Raw genomic sequence first — 13,542 nt, forward strand, 5'->3', positions numbered from 1 at the left:
ATTGCAAACGCTCAGCTAGCACCTGCAAGCGCTAGAGCTGGATGGTCCACAGGAACGGCGTGGCTGTGACCAACGTCACGGAGAGCGCGATGATCCCGTAGCGCGCCGCGGCGGGCAGCGAGGGACCCGGCTTGATCAGGCGGTCCACCCTGGCCATGACGTTCTTGGCGTGCACGCCGAGCATGCCCTGCGGGGTCGGCATGGCGCCCGCCGTACCGAACCTGAGCAGGGCGGTGGCCAGCATGCGCGGTGAACAGTAGCGGCGCGCGCGGTCGTCGGCGGCCATCTCGATGAGCAGCTCGACCTGCCCCTGCGCGTCGAAGGCCACCTTGGACCAGGGCAGCGCCCGGCGCAGCGCGGCGAACGGCAGCAGCACCAGGTCGTGGCGCTCCCGTACGTGCGCTGCCTCGTGCGCGAGCACGGCCGTGAGCTCGTCGTGGGACAGCAGCTTGAGCGCGCCCTCGCTGACCACCACCTGCGAACGCAGCCCCGGCACGCAGTAGGCCGCCGCGCTCGGATGGTCGAGCACCCGCACGCCGGGCACGCCCGGGTCGTCGCGGGCGATCAGGGCGAGCAGCACACGGTGGCGCCGGCGGGCCCGCAGGGCCTGCACGCCCGCGGTGATCAGCACCACGACGAGTACGGCCAGCGCGGCCAGTCCGGCGATCATCGCCGCCACGTGCAGCGGATCCCAGCTCTGACGCGGAGGTTCGCCGTTCGCGAAGGCGATCATGCTCGGCAGCACGCCCACCTCGTACGGCTGGACGGCGTAGGCCAGCATGGCGCCCGTCGTGGCCAGGCCCCAGGCCACGCCCAGGGACTGCCAGAGAATGATGGCGATCCGCGGCGCCCGGGACGTCCAGCGAGCGGTCGTGAGACGCCAGGAGCCGAGCCCGCACGCCATGGCGAGCGCTGCCAGCGTCGCTGCCGTGATCACTCTTCCTCCAGCTCCGTGAGAGCTCTCCGCAGGATCTCCGCCTCCGAGCCCGACACGGCCTGGGCGAAGCGGGTGAGGGCGGCCGAGCGGTCGCCCGTCAGGTCCAGAGCTTCCAGCATAAGCTCGGCGATGTACGCGTCGCGGCTCGCCGCCGGTTCGTAGCGCCAGGCGCGGCCGTCGCGGGTCCGCTGGAGGAACCCCTTGCGGGTCAGACGGTCGAGGACGGTCATGACGGTGGTCGGGGCCAGGTCGCGGTCGGCGATGAGACGGCCGACCTCACGGGCCGTTAGCGCGCCGCTCTCCGCCCAGATGATGTCCATGATGCTGCGTTCGAGCTCGCCAAGACCCTTCACACGCATCAGCGTAGTACTACAAAGCGTCGAGCAGCCATCCGGGATGCTGGTGAGATGGACATCACGCTCGTCCAGGGGGACATCACCGCGCAGACAGTCGACGCCATCGTCAACGCCGCCAATTCGTCGCTGATGGGCGGGGGCGGGGTCGACGGCGCGATCCACCGGCGGGGCGGCCCGGAGATCCTGGCCGAGTGCCGGGCACTGCGGGCGTCCCACTACGGAAAGGGATTGCCGGCGGGGCAGGCCGTGGCCACGACCGCCGGACGGCTCGACGCGACCTGGGTGATCCACACCGTCGGGCCGGTCTATTCGCGGACGGATGATCGATCCGGCGTCCTGGCCTCGTGCTATCGCGAGTCGCTCCGGGTGGCCGACTCGCTGGGGGCCCGGTCGGTAGCCTTTCCGGCGATCTCGACCGGCATCTACGGGTGGCCGCTGGACGACGGCGCCCGCATCGCACTGCGTACCGTGCGGGAGTTTTCCACAGCTGTGGACGAGGTGCGGTTCGTGCTGTTCGACGCGGTGGCCTACGCCGCCTTCGAGGCGGCTCTTTAGAGCGGCGCCACGGCCTCCCAGGGGAGGGTCAGTTCCCCCAGGCGCCACCTGGCCGTGCCGCCCAGTGGCGGAGTCCGATGGATGGGCCAGGTGCCCGCCAGGACGTCCACGGCGGCCAGCCAGCGCTGCCTGCGGCCGTGGGCGCCATAAGGGGCGGTCCTCGCCCAGGCGCGGTCGAAGTCGCTCAGGAACGCATGGATGCGCTCGCCTGGGACGTTCCGGTGGATGAGGGTCTTCGGCAGGCGGTCGGCCAGGTCCGAGGGGCGGTCGAAGGCGTCGAACCTGGTCGACAGGGTGAGCGTGCGCGGGCCGGTCCGATCCACCCCGGCCCAGATCGCCCGGTGGCCGGTCTCCGAGCAGGTGCCCTCCACCAGTACGCCGCCGGGGGCCAGCTTGCCGCGCAGCGTCTCCCAGTAGCGCCAGGCGTCCGCCTCGCCGTACTGCCGCAGGACGTTGAAGGCCCTGATCAGCAGCGGGGGACGCGAGACCGGCAGCTCGAAGCCGCCCAGCGCGAAGCTCAGGCCCGGGCGCTCGTACGGCTTGGCCAGGGCGACCCGCGCGGGGTCGATCTCGATGCCCACCACCTCGATGTCGGAGCTGATCCGGCGCAGCCGGGTGAAGAGCTCCAGCGTGGTGGTGTGGGAGGCGCCGTAGCCGAGGTCCACGGCCAGCGGCCGGGCGGCGGTGCGCAGCACCCGGCCGTGCGCGGCGGCGATCCACCGGTCGGCGCGCCGCAGCCGGTTGTGCCCGGTCGTTCCTCGGGTGATGGAGCCGACCGGTCTAGCCACCGACGCGGTGCACCTTGTGCTGGGCGGCCTGGGCGCGCGGGCGCATGACCACGCGGTCGATGTTGACGTGCGCGGGCCTGGTGACGCACCACACGATCGCGTCGGCCACGTCGTCGGAGGTCAGCGGGTCCGGTACGCCCTGGTAGACGCGGGCGGCGGCCGCCTCGTCGCCGCGGAAGCGGGTGACCGCGAAGCCCTCGCTCTGGACCATGCCCGGCGCGATCTCCACGACGCGTACCGGCTGCCCGACCAGTTCGAGCCGGAGCGTCTCGGCCATCGACCGCTGTGCCTGCTTGGCCGCCACGTAGCCGCCGCCGCCCTCGTACGCCACCAGGGCCGCGGTCGAGGTGAGCATCACCAGCACCCCGTCGCCCGACTCGACGAGCTTGGGCAGCAGGGCCTGCGTCATGCGCAGCGACCCGAGGACGTTCGTGTCGTACATCCCCTGCCAGTCGTCGATCCGCCCCTCGGCCACCGTCTCCATGCCGAGCGCGCCGCCGGCGTTGTTGACCAGCACGTCGCAGCGGTCGAGTGCGGCCGCGAGGGCGTCCACCGATTCCTGGGAGGTCACGTCCAGGGACACGGGGCGGATCCCGGGCACCTCGGCGGCCAGTTTGTCCAGCCGGTCCTGCCGCCGTGCGCCCGCCACCACGTCATAGCCTTCGGCGGCCAGCCGCCTGGCTGTCGCCTCGCCGATCCCACTGCTCGCGCCTGTCACCACAGCCGTCTTCTTCATGGCTCACATCTTGCCAGCCCGCTCATGACACCCCGCTTGTCGGGAATGTCGGAATGTTCGGCATAGTTGTACTTCCTCTGGAGGTGGTGTCGGGTGAGGCGACAACGGGTCAACCGGGTCGCGACCATCAGCATGCACACGTCTCCCCTGGAACAGCCCGGCACGGGCGACGCCGGCGGGATGAACGTGTACATCGTCGAATCGGCCAAGCGGCTGGCCGAGTCCGGCGTCGAGGTGGAGATCTTCACCCGGGCCACCAGCGGAGACCTGCCACCGGTGGCCGAGCTCGCCCCCGGCGTCCTGGTCCGCCACCTGACCGCCGGCCCGTACGAGGAGCTGACCAGGGCCGACATGCCCGCTCAGCTCTGCGCGTTCCTCTCGGGCGTGCTGCGGACCGAGGCGATGTACGACCCGGGTCGCTACGACGTCATCCACTCGCACTACTGGTTGTCGGGACAGGTCGGCTGGCTGGCCAAGGAGCGCTGGGGCGTGCCGCTCGTGCACACCATGCACACCATGGCCAAGGTGAAGAACCTGCTGCTGGCCGCGGATGACCAGCCCGAACCGCAGGCCCGCGTGGTGGGCGAGCAGCAGGTCGTGGAGATCGCCGACCGGCTCGTGGCCAACACCGGTGACGAGGCGAACGAGCTCATCGAGCTGTACGGCGCGCCGGAGGAGCGCGTCGCGGTCGTGAACCCTGGTGTCAACCTCACCCTCTTCCAGCCCGCTTCACAGGGCGCCGCCCGGCGCCGGCTCGGTCTGCCGCAGAACGCGCACGTGCTGCTGTTCGTGGGCCGGATCCAGCCGTTGAAGGCCCCCGACGTGCTGCTGCGGGCCGCCTCGCGGATGCTCATCGACGACCCCTCGCTGCGCGGCCGCCTGGTCGTGGCGTGCGTGGGCGGTCCGTCGGGCAACGGCCTGGCCAGGCCGTCCCTGCTCGTCGAGCTCGCCGCCGAGCTGGGCATCTCCGACGTCGTCCGGCTGGTGCCGCCGGCGCCGCAGCACGAACTGGCCGACTGGTACCGCGCGGCCGACGTGACCGTCGTGCCGTCGTACAGCGAGTCGTTCGGCCTCGTCGCCCTGGAGTCACAGGCCTGCGGCACCCCTGTCGCGGCGGCCGCCGTGGGCGGGCTGCGCACGGCCGTACGGGATGGGGTGTCCGGGGTGCTCGTGGACGGCCACGACTCGCACGAGTGGGCGCGGGCGCTGCGCCGCTTCGTCACCGCGCCGGCCTGGCGCGACGGCCTGTCGGCCGGCGCCCGGGCGCACGCGGCGGCGTTCGGCTGGCAGGCCACGTCGTCTCAGCTGATGGAGGTCTACGCGGGCGCCGTCGCCGACCTGAACAGGTTGCCGGTCGCCGTCATTTCGTAGGCTGTACGACATGCGCGATGTCGTAGAAACCGCGCTCAAGGCCGCGGACGTCTCCTTCGACGAGCCGCGACCAGGGGCGTTCCTGGTGAAGCTGCCCGGGCAGCACAAGCTCGCCACGATGACGTGGTTGATCATCGGCGATCAGGCACTGCACGTCGAGGCGTTCTTCTGCCGCCAGCCCGACGAGAACCACACCGAGTTCTACAAGTGGCTGCTCGCCAAGAACGGCGGCATGTACGGCGTCCACTTCTCCGTCGACACCGTCGGCGACGTCTACCTCGTCGGCCGGGTGCCGCTCACGGCGATCACCGAAGCGGAGATCGACCGGCTGCTCGGCTGCGTGCTGACCTACTCCGACGACTGGTTCGACCGGGCGCTGGAGCTCGGCTTCGCCTCGTCGATCAGGCGCGAGTGGGAATGGCGCGCCAAACGCGGGGAGTCGCTGGCCAACCTGCAGGCGTTCGCCCGTTTCGCGGATCCGGCGCGGAACGGTGGCTGAGGCCCGCCATAGGATTGCCCGCATGGCGACTTTGGTGCTGCTACGGCACGGCGAGAGTGACTGGAACGCGAAGGGCCTGTTCACCGGATGGGTGGATGTGAGCCTCTCGGCCAAGGGCGAGGACGAGGCCCGCCGGGGCGGCAAGCTCCTGGTGGAGGCCGGCGTGCGGCCCGATGTGGTCCACACCAGCCTGCTGACCAGGGCCATCCAGACGGCCCAGCTCGCCCTGGGCGAGGCCGACCTGCTCTGGCTGCCGGTCAAGCGCTCGTGGCGGCTCAACGAGCGCCACTACGGCGCGCTTCAGGGCAAGAACAAGGCGCAGACGCGTGAGGAGTTCGGCGACGAGCAGTTCATGCTCTGGAGGCGCTCCTTCGACGTCCCGCCGCCCCCGATCGCCGACGGCGACGAGTACTCCCAGGCGGGTGACCCGCGCTACGCCCTGCTGCCGCCCGAGCTCATGCCGCGTACCGAGTGCCTCAAGGACGTCGTCGACCGCATGCTGCCCTACTGGTACGACGAGATCGTCCCGGATCTCGCGGCCGGGCGCACCGTGCTGGTGGCGGCGCACGGCAACTCGCTGCGCGCGCTGGTCAAGCACCTCGACGGCATCCCCGACGAGGAGATCGCCGGACTCAACATCCCCACGGGCATCCCGCTGCGCTACGAACTGGACGACGAGTTCCGGCCGCTCAAGCGCGGCGGCGAATACCTCGACCCCGAGGCGGCGAAGGCGGCGATCGAGGCGGTCGCCAACCAGGGCCGCTGACACCTCGTGTGGGGCGCCTGCGAGCGCCCCACCGAGGTCAGCTCGGGCGGGCGCCCGTCACCAGATAGACGACGTCACCGGCCACGCGGACCGCGTGGTCGGCGTAACGCTCGTAGTAGCGGCCGATCAACGTGATGTCGATGGCCGGCTCGACGCCGTGGGGCCAGTCCTTGGACAGGATGTTCCTGAACAACCGCCGGTGCAGCTTGTCCATGGCGTCGTCGTCGGACTCCAGCTCCATCGCCGACTCCACGTCCTGCGAGGCGATGCAGCTACCCGCCTTCGTGACCAGGGTCTCGGCGATCTGGCCCATCTGCAGGATCGTGGGCCGCACCTCCGGCGGGATCGCCGTGTCGGGGTGGCGCAGTCGCGCGACCTTGGCCACGTGGACCGCCAGGTCGCCCATGCGCTCCAGGTCCGTGCCCATCCGCAGAGCCGTGATCACCATCCGCAGGTCAACGGCCACCGGCTGCTGCCTGGCCATCAGCTCGAAGATGGACGTCTCGATCTCCTCGAACGTCGCGTTCACCTCCGCATCCCTGGAGATCACGCTCTCCGCGAGCTGGAGGTCGGAGTCGAGCAGGGCGGTGGTGGCCCGGGAAATGGCCGAGCGGACCAGCGTGGTCATCTCGACCAGCTTGGCGGTCAGGGAATCGAGTTCTTCATGGTACGCGTCGCGCATGCCGTCAACCTACGTGGATCTCGATGAACGAACTCCTACCACGAGATGAACTTTCCTGGAAAGAGACGTTCATCCCCAGGTGAGAGGGGTGCCCCTTGAGGAAGGCCACCTACCATCGAAGACATGAGTGAGATGGCCATGAGCTTGACGGCCCTGGCGGGGTTCGTCGTGGGAGCGCTGGCGGTCCTGTTCTACCGCAACCAGATCGAGGCCCAGAACAGGACCGCGACGGCCGGTGACCAGGAGCCCGGCGCCCTCCCACAGGGCGTGGCCTCGGTGCTGGCCGTGCTGCCCTCGTCCGCGGTCGTGCTCGACGCGCACGACCGCGTGCTGCGAGCCAGCTCGGCCGCCCGCGCGTTCGGGCTGGTCAAGGGCGACCGGCTGATGGCCGCCGAACTGCTCGCCCTGGCCAGGCAGGTACGACGGGACGGCGAGATCCGGGAGAGCGAGATCGACGTCGCCGGGCACAAGTTCGGCCAGGAGATCACGAACTTCGCGGTCCGCGTGGCCCCGCTCGGCTCCTACGGCCAGGTCCTGGTGCTCGCCGAGGACCAGACCGAGCGGCGCAGGGTCGAGGCCGTCCGCCGCGACTTCGTGGCGAACGTCAGCCACGAGCTCAAGACCCCCGTCGGCGCGCTGAGCCTGCTCGCCGAGACCATCCAGGACGCCGCCGACGATCCCGAGGCCGTCACCCGGTTCGCCGGGCGCATGCAGCACGAGGCCGCCAGGCTCAACTACCTGGTGCAGGACCTGATCACGCTGAGCCGGATCCAGGGCGCCGAGCCCATCCCCACCCCCGGCCAGGTCTCGATCGACGAATCCATCAACGACGCCATCGACCACTGCAACACCAGGGCGATCGCCAAGGACATCACCCTCGTCACCGGCGGCGCGGAGGGCCTGCGCATCTGGGGAGACGACGAACTGCTCGTCACCGCCCTGCGCAACCTCATCGACAACGCCGTCGCCTACAGCCCCGAACACACCCGGGTCGTCGTCAGCGTCAGACCGGCGGGCGACTCCGTCGAGATCAGCGTCAGCGACCAGGGCATCGGCATTCCAGAGGAATCCCTGGAACGCATCTTCGAACGCTTCTTCCGCGTGGACGCGGCCAGGTCCCGGGCGACCGGCGGCACCGGTCTCGGCCTCGCGATCGTCAAGCACGTCGCCGCGGCGCACGCCGGCGAGGTCTCCGTCTGGAGCAAGGAAGGCTCCGGCTCCACATTCACGCTGCGGCTGCCCGCATTCGGCGGCACCGCGGTGGTCGTTCCACCCCCGAACACCCTGGAGGCCGCAAAATGACCCGAGTTCTCGTGGTGGAGGACGAGGAGTCGTTCTCCGACGCCCTGTCGTACATGCTCCGCAAGGAAGGCTTCGAGGTCTCCGTCGCGGCGACCGGGCCCGAGGCGCTCGACACATTCGACCGGAGCGGCGCCGACCTGGTGCTGCTCGACCTGATGCTGCCCGGCCTGCCGGGCACCGAGGTGTGCCGCTCGCTGCGGCAGCGTTCCAAGGTGCCGGTCATCATGCTGACCGCCAAGGACAGTGAGATCGACAAGGTCGTGGGCCTGGAGCTGGGCGCCGACGACTACGTCACCAAGCCGTTCTCCTCGCGCGAGCTCGTCGCCCGCATCCGCGCCGTGCTGCGCCGCCAGGGCGACGTTGTGGACGAGCTGGAGTCGGCGGTGCTGGCCGTGGGGCCCGTGCGCATGGACGTCGACAGGCATGTGGTGGCCGTACGCGGCGAGCAGGTGCAGTTGCCGCTGAAGGAGTTCGAGCTCCTGGAGGTGCTGCTGCGCAACGCCGGGCGGGTGCTCACCCGGGGCCAGCTCATCGACCGTGTGTGGGGCGCCGACTACGTGGGTGACACCAAGACGCTCGACGTGCACGTCAAGCGGCTGCGCGCCAAGATCGAGTCGGATCCGTCGAACCCGCGCTGCATCCTGACCGTGCGCGGGCTGGGCTACAAGTTCGACGCGGTGGAGAGCTGAAGATCTGAGGGGAGCCCCGGTACGTACCGGGGCTCCCCGCTTTGTCAGTGGGCCACGTGTCAGTGGGCCGCTTCGGTGGCCTCGGCGGAGGCCGACGGCGAAGGCGTCGGCGCGGCGGTCGCGTTGGGCGCCGGCGGGTAGTCCTTGAACTCGCGGCTGCGTGTGACCACAGGGACGTTCATGGACACGACCCCGGCGTTGGCGAACTGGAGGTCCAGGTGGATGCTCTCGCCGCCTCTGAGGGCCTTGGAGATGCCTTCCAGCATGATCTGCGGGCTCGGCTTGCCGGTGTTGACCAGCTGGTTGCTCGGCAGCTGGATCGGCGCCGCCACCTTCGCGGTGGCCACGGTGCCGGCACTGACCGCCGTGAGCGTGTCGGGGGCGCCGTTGGTGTTGAGGATGTTCAGATAGACCGGGGCGGAGCCGCGCCAGGCGAGCTGCGCGCCGGAGTCGGGGCCGAGGATGAACGCCTGGGGGATCTGGATGCCGTGCATGCCGTAGTTCTTCGCCTGATCGAAGAGAACGCCTGCCTCATTGGGTGCATACGGCTTGTTGGTGTTGGCGTCGAATCCAGCCGAACAACCGGCTAGCACAGGGGCGACCAGGAAGACGGCGGCGGCGACAATCCAGCGGCGGCGGGTCACGAGCGGGTTCTCCTAGGGTCTTGCACATGCGTGTAGGGCAGCGCCCACCATATCCATCCGAATCCATGGTCATATCCGCACCCCTGCAGGTCATTAGCTATGCCCGCATATGCGATTCATAGAGTTGACCGGTTGTCAACCCCCAATATGCCGCTTTGACCTGCAGTTATGATGATTTCACTGTTCCGGGAGCCTGTGGATGCGTGGTACTCTGGAGTACAGCGGAAGGGGTACTTGTCACATGACTTTCCAGGTCGGCGACACTGTCGTCTACCCCCACCATGGGGCTGCTCGGATCGAAGCAATCACGAAGCGATCCATCAAGGGTGAGGAAAAGACCTACCTGGTGCTCAAGGTCGACAAGGGCGACCTTACCGTCCAGGTGCCAGCTGAAAACGCGGAACTAGTCGGCGTGCGCGATGTTGTCGGCCAGGAAGGCCTTGAGCGGGTTTTCGATGTTCTTCGGATGCCGCACACCGAGGAGCCGACCAACTGGTCCCGGCGCTATAAGGCCAATCTCGAGAAGCTCGCGTCCGGCGATGTCAACAAGGTCGCCGAGGTGGTCCGGGATCTTTGGCGGAGGGACCGCGAGCGCGGCCTGTCCGCCGGTGAGAAGCGCATGCTCGCCAAGGCCCGTCAGATCCTGGTGAGTGAGCTGGCCCTCGCCGAGAAGACCAATGAGGACAAGGCGGAAGCCCTGCTCGACGAGGTCCTCAACTCCTGAACACGAAACTTCCACGGGTGGGCGTCGGAGTCGACGTCCACCCGTTCGTTTCAGGGCGGGAGTTGCATCTCGCCGGCCTGTACTGGCCGGGCGAGACCGGACTCGCGGGTCACTCCGACGGCGATGCCGCCGCGCACGCGGCCTGCGACGCCCTGCTGTCCGCCGCCGGGCTCGGTGATCTCGGCGGTCTGTTCGGCACCGACGATCCACGCTGGGCGGGCGCCTCGGGCGTCACCCTGCTGGCGGAGGCCGCGCGCCAGGTGCGTTCGGCGGGCTTCGAGATCGGCAATGTGGCCCTCCAGGTCATCGGTAACCGGCCCAAGCTGGCTCCTCGCCGTACAGAGGCCGAGAAGGCGCTCAGCGCCGCTCTGGGGGCGCCAGTGAGCGTCAGCGCGACCACCACGGACGGGCTCGGGCTGACCGGGCGCGGCGAAGGGGTGGCGGCCATCGCGACCGCGCTTGTTGTTCTCTAGCGCTTGGTCAACCTACAGCCGCACTGCCGCGTCTTTCTGTGGGATGCGTTGAGGGTATCCCGGCGGGTGCTGCCTCCGGCCCGCCGAGTCGAACGGGGCGGCGGTCCGTTACTGGCGCGGTACGGATCGCCGCCTTCCCATGGGTAGCTTCCCGATATGTCGGGTAAGTCCTCCTAAGACATGTGGAACGTCTTCGGGGGGAGCAACACATGATCGGCGCGATTGTTTCCGCGGTCGTCATCGGCGCCATTGTCGGAGCGCTGGCCCGGCTGATAGTGCCCGGCAAGCAGAACATGTCCATCGGCCTGACGTTGATCGTCGGCATCGTGGCGGCTCTGCTCGGCACGCTCATCGCCCAGGCATTCGGCTGGGCCGACACCAGGGGCATCGACTGGATCGAACACATACTCCAGCTCGCCCTGGCCATCGTCGGAGTCCTGATCGTCACCAAGATGACCACCGGGAGGAGCGGCCGCACCGGAGGAACCCCGATCTGACCTGCCCTTTCGAGTCGGCAACGCATATTCGCCGATGCTCGGGTACTGATCTCTCCCGAGAGTGAACGGCTCACTCTCACTGGGAGGTTTGGTCATGACAATCCAGTCCATCCTTGGCGCCATCGTGATCGGCGCCGTGATCGGCGCCCTCGGTCGTCTGCTGCTTCCCGGCAGACAGGCCATCGGGTGGATCCTCACCATCGTCGTCGGTATCGTCGCCGCCCTGGTGGGCACCCTCATCGCCCAGGTCCTCGGCGTCGCCACCACCAATGGCATCGACTGGATCGAACTGGTCATGCAGGTCGTTCTCGCCATTGTCGGTGTCGGGCTCGTGGCTGGGCTGCGGCGGGGCAGTGGTACGAACGTGTAGACGATGGCTAGACGGTTCCGCGACTGTGCCGAATCCCCTTCGGCGCGGGACGGTACGCGAAGACCCGCCCGGTGCTCACACCGGGCGGGTCTTCTGCTCATTCCTCCGGAGGGAGGGGGGTGCTGCGGAGCCTGCCTGAGGGGGCTGGGGCGTCGTCTTCTATGACCGGCTGCGGGGCGGTGTCCTCCAGGTCCCGGTCTTCCATCGGGCGGGAGCGGGCGGTGGCGGACTCGGCGGGGTCGGCGGCTTCCGGGCCGTGGTCGGGGTCGGGGCTGGCTGGTTTTTGGCTGGTGCGGGCGGATGTGTCCGGGATGTCGCTGTAGATGCGGACCGGTTGGGTGTCGGTGTCCCGGTCGGAGACGGTGGGGGTCCGGGGGTGGACCAGGACGTCGGTCGGCTTGATCCGATCACCCCAGCGCACGGGTCGCTTCAGCTCGGGCTCCGGCTCTGCTTCCGGCTGTGGTTGTAGCTGTGGTTCGCGGGATGTGTCGGGCCGGGATTCTCCGCCTGTCTCGGGCCCTGCCTCGCTGTGCCCTGCCTCGCTGTGCCCCGCCGCGCTGTGGCCTGCCACGCGGTGGTCTGTCTCCGGAGCTGGCTCGGGCTCTCGGCTGGGGCGGGGCTCCGGGGCCGGCCGGGGTTCCTCGAAGGTGGGTTCCTGAGCGCGCTTACGGAGGCCACGGCGGAGTTTCGGCGCCCGTGTAGGGGCGTCGCCGGCTTGCGACCCTATGCGCCCGCCCGGCTCTGTGCGCCCGCCCGGCTCCGTGCGTTCACCTGGCTCGGTCCGCGCGCTCGGCTCGGACCGTTCGCCTGGCTCGGTCCGTTCGCCCGGTTCAGTCTGTCCGCTTGGCTCGGTCCGACCGCCTGACTCGGTCCGTCCGCTCGGCTCATTACGTCCGCTCGGCTCCGGCCCTTGCCACGGCGCGGTGGCCCGCGAGGCCGTACTCGCTCGCTGGGCGTCGTCCTCTCGGCGAGCCTGGGGGCGGGGATCCGGCTCCGGCGGCAGGTCGTCGGACTGCGGGCGTGGTCGTGGCGGCGCTACCGGCTCCGTCAGGGCCGCACGCTCGCGACGGTCCTCGAACTCCGGCTCCTGGTCCGGGGTAACGGGCCAGCGGGTCACCTGGGCGGAGATGGGCGGGGTTTCCGGAGCGGCCGTGGGGCCGACGACCGGTGTGGTCTCCAGCACGGGGTGGAGCGGTTGGGTGAGCGGCGGCGGCGTGTCGCCGGGGCGGCCCCGGTGGAAGGGCACGATGTCCGGCTCCGCCGTACCGTCGTCATCGTCGTCCATGGACGTCCTGCGGCCCTGAACGTGCTTGATGAGCAGCAACCACAGCCAGAGTGCGAGCGCCAGCATGACCCACGGGGCGACCGCCACCCCCACCGCGAGAGGTTGTACGTCGAGCTGGACCTGGAGCGCCGGCGCGACGTTCGACGCGGCGGCGGCCACGATGAGCAGGACCAGCACGACCGCGGCCTGGGCGCGTACCAGCAGGTGGGCCGAGCGCAGCAGGAGGACGCCGATCAGCGCGACGACCAGGAGCGCGTCGAAGCCGGCCGGATAGAGGAAGGCGAGGTCGGGTCGGGACTCACCGCGGATGGCCAGTGCCCGCAGGTCGTCGAAGGAGAGCACGCAGGCGACCGCCGTGAGGCCGGCCACCGCGAGACCGGCGAGGGCGATGCCCAGGCGTCGGAGCGTAGAAGGGGGAGTCACGTCCATGGCGGTTCGAGCCTACAGAAGAATGGGGGTCAGGACCGATCAAGGGAGATACATGGCCGAGCTCTCAGAGGGCGTGCGCGAGCTGTTCGACGGGCCCAACTACGCGACGGTGACCAGCCTCAATCCCGACGGCGGGCCGCAGTCGACGGTCGTATGGGTGCGTACGGACGGAGACGACGTGCTTTTCTCCACCGCCAAGGGCCGGCGCAAGCCGCGCAACTTCGAGCGCGACCCCCGGGCGAGCCTGCTCATCATCGACCCGGCGAACCCCTACCGCTACGCCGAGGTGCGTGGTCACGTGACCATGGAGGACGACCCCGCGGGCGACCTCATCCAGGAGCTCTCGCGCAAGTACACCGGTAAGCCCTGGGAGGACAAGCCAGGAGTTGAGCGACTAATTGTCCGGATAAGGCCAGAGAAGGTCACCATGCGTGAGTGA

The 13,542-nt window shown here is 69.5% G+C and carries 18 protein-coding genes; 11 read left to right on the forward strand and 7 right to left on the reverse strand.

Translation table 11 applies throughout. The features are described 5' to 3' along the window. Positions 1-31: 31 nt before the first annotated feature. Both ACGFNP_RS15485 and ACGFNP_RS15490 read right to left on the reverse strand, forming a co-directional pair. The gene (locus tag ACGFNP_RS15485) at positions 32-937 is read right to left on the reverse strand and encodes a M56 family metallopeptidase (RefSeq protein WP_358334716.1); all 906 of its coding nucleotides are present in this window, start codon (positions 935-937) and stop codon (positions 32-34) included. Continuing rightward, positions 934-1,290: a BlaI/MecI/CopY family transcriptional regulator gene (locus ACGFNP_RS15490; RefSeq protein ID WP_358334719.1), complete on the reverse strand. Its 357-nt coding sequence runs from the start codon at positions 1,288-1,290 to the stop codon at positions 934-936. The genes ACGFNP_RS15485 and ACGFNP_RS15490 overlap by 4 nt, the downstream gene beginning before the upstream one ends. A gap of 54 nt (positions 1,291-1,344) precedes the next feature. Here ACGFNP_RS15490 and ACGFNP_RS15495 point away from each other — a divergent pair, with 54 nt between their 5' ends. Further along, positions 1,345-1,848 carry an O-acetyl-ADP-ribose deacetylase gene (locus ACGFNP_RS15495; RefSeq protein WP_393318887.1) on the forward strand — a complete coding sequence of 168 codons (504 nt, stop codon included), beginning with the start codon at positions 1,345-1,347 and terminating at the stop codon, positions 1,846-1,848. Here ACGFNP_RS15495 and ACGFNP_RS15500 read toward each other — a convergent pair. Beyond that, a complete protein-coding gene (locus ACGFNP_RS15500; protein WP_358334725.1) occupies positions 1,845-2,636 on the reverse strand; it encodes a class I SAM-dependent methyltransferase in 792 nt (263 codons plus the stop codon). The two genes, ACGFNP_RS15495 and ACGFNP_RS15500, sit on opposite strands and share 4 nt — an antisense overlap. After that, a complete protein-coding gene (locus ACGFNP_RS15505) occupies positions 2,629-3,372 on the reverse strand; it encodes an SDR family NAD(P)-dependent oxidoreductase (RefSeq protein ID WP_358334728.1) in 744 nt (247 codons plus the stop codon). The genes ACGFNP_RS15500 and ACGFNP_RS15505 overlap by 8 nt, the downstream gene beginning before the upstream one ends. Before the next feature lie 132 nt (positions 3,373-3,504). On the opposite strand from ACGFNP_RS15505, the gene mshA reads away from it, so the two are divergent. The 3 genes from mshA to ACGFNP_RS15520 are packed head-to-tail and all read left to right on the forward strand — an operon-like array spanning position 3,505 to position 6,008. Continuing rightward, the gene (gene mshA / locus ACGFNP_RS15510; RefSeq protein ID WP_358335008.1) at positions 3,505-4,743 is read left to right on the forward strand and encodes a D-inositol-3-phosphate glycosyltransferase; all 1,239 of its coding nucleotides are present in this window, start codon (positions 3,505-3,507) and stop codon (positions 4,741-4,743) included. A gap of 10 nt (positions 4,744-4,753) precedes the next feature. Beyond that, positions 4,754-5,242 carry a YbjN domain-containing protein gene (locus ACGFNP_RS15515; RefSeq protein WP_358334731.1) on the forward strand — a complete coding sequence of 163 codons (489 nt, stop codon included), beginning with the start codon at positions 4,754-4,756 and terminating at the stop codon, positions 5,240-5,242. 22 nt (positions 5,243-5,264) lie between these two features. Then, positions 5,265-6,008 carry a phosphoglyceromutase gene (locus tag ACGFNP_RS15520; protein WP_219534707.1) on the forward strand — a complete coding sequence of 248 codons (744 nt, stop codon included), beginning with the start codon at positions 5,265-5,267 and terminating at the stop codon, positions 6,006-6,008. A gap of 37 nt (positions 6,009-6,045) precedes the next feature. Here ACGFNP_RS15520 and phoU read toward each other — a convergent pair whose 3' ends face one another. Then, positions 6,046-6,690: a phosphate signaling complex protein PhoU gene (gene phoU, locus ACGFNP_RS15525; RefSeq protein WP_358334737.1), complete on the reverse strand. Its 645-nt coding sequence runs from the start codon at positions 6,688-6,690 to the stop codon at positions 6,046-6,048. A 123-nt stretch (positions 6,691-6,813) separates the two neighbouring features. Here phoU and ACGFNP_RS15530 point away from each other — a divergent pair, with 123 nt between their 5' ends. Continuing rightward, on the forward strand, positions 6,814-7,992 hold the full coding sequence (locus ACGFNP_RS15530; RefSeq protein WP_358334740.1) for an ATP-binding protein: 1,179 nt from the start codon (positions 6,814-6,816) through the stop codon (positions 7,990-7,992). Continuing rightward, positions 7,989-8,681, forward strand: coding sequence for a response regulator transcription factor (locus ACGFNP_RS15535; RefSeq protein WP_214642201.1), 693 nt, complete (start codon positions 7,989-7,991; stop codon positions 8,679-8,681). Before ACGFNP_RS15530 ends, ACGFNP_RS15535 begins: the two co-directional genes overlap by 4 nt. Before the next feature lie 59 nt (positions 8,682-8,740). On the opposite strand, the gene ACGFNP_RS15540 is transcribed toward ACGFNP_RS15535, so the two are convergent. Continuing rightward, positions 8,741-9,325 (reverse strand): copper chaperone PCu(A)C, encoded by a 585-nt coding sequence (locus ACGFNP_RS15540; RefSeq protein ID WP_393318894.1) that lies wholly within the window; start codon positions 9,323-9,325, stop codon positions 8,741-8,743. A 241-nt stretch (positions 9,326-9,566) separates the two neighbouring features. Between ACGFNP_RS15540 and ACGFNP_RS15545 the strand changes: the two genes are divergently transcribed. The 4 genes from ACGFNP_RS15545 (at position 9,567) to ACGFNP_RS15560 (ending at position 11,389) form a co-directional block, all read left to right on the forward strand. After that, a complete protein-coding gene (locus tag ACGFNP_RS15545; protein ID WP_043624891.1) occupies positions 9,567-10,049 on the forward strand; it encodes a CarD family transcriptional regulator in 483 nt (160 codons plus the stop codon). Between the two features lie 17 nt (positions 10,050-10,066). Next, the gene (gene ispF, locus ACGFNP_RS15550) at positions 10,067-10,522 is read left to right on the forward strand and encodes a 2-C-methyl-D-erythritol 2,4-cyclodiphosphate synthase (RefSeq protein WP_358334746.1); all 456 of its coding nucleotides are present in this window, start codon (positions 10,067-10,069) and stop codon (positions 10,520-10,522) included. A gap of 209 nt (positions 10,523-10,731) precedes the next feature. Then, complete coding sequence (locus ACGFNP_RS15555; RefSeq protein ID WP_358334749.1) at positions 10,732-11,019, forward strand: GlsB/YeaQ/YmgE family stress response membrane protein; 288 nt, start codon at positions 10,732-10,734, stop codon at positions 11,017-11,019. Between the two features lie 94 nt (positions 11,020-11,113). Beyond that, positions 11,114-11,389 (forward strand): GlsB/YeaQ/YmgE family stress response membrane protein, encoded by a 276-nt coding sequence (locus ACGFNP_RS15560; RefSeq protein ID WP_214642204.1) that lies wholly within the window; start codon positions 11,114-11,116, stop codon positions 11,387-11,389. Positions 11,390-11,486: 97 nt separating this feature from the next. On the opposite strand, the gene ACGFNP_RS15565 is transcribed toward ACGFNP_RS15560, so the two are convergent. Then, on the reverse strand, positions 11,487-13,097 hold the full coding sequence (locus tag ACGFNP_RS15565; RefSeq protein WP_393318898.1) for a DUF2637 domain-containing protein: 1,611 nt from the start codon (positions 13,095-13,097) through the stop codon (positions 11,487-11,489). Positions 13,098-13,155: 58 nt separating this feature from the next. Here ACGFNP_RS15565 and ACGFNP_RS15570 point away from each other — a divergent pair, with 58 nt between their 5' ends. Next, on the forward strand, positions 13,156-13,542 hold the full coding sequence (locus ACGFNP_RS15570) for a PPOX class F420-dependent oxidoreductase (protein ID WP_358334754.1): 387 nt from the start codon (positions 13,156-13,158) through the stop codon (positions 13,540-13,542).

Source organism: Nonomuraea sp. NPDC049269 (assembly GCF_043197155.1).
Lineage (GTDB): Bacteria > Actinomycetota > Actinomycetes > Streptosporangiales > Streptosporangiaceae > Nonomuraea.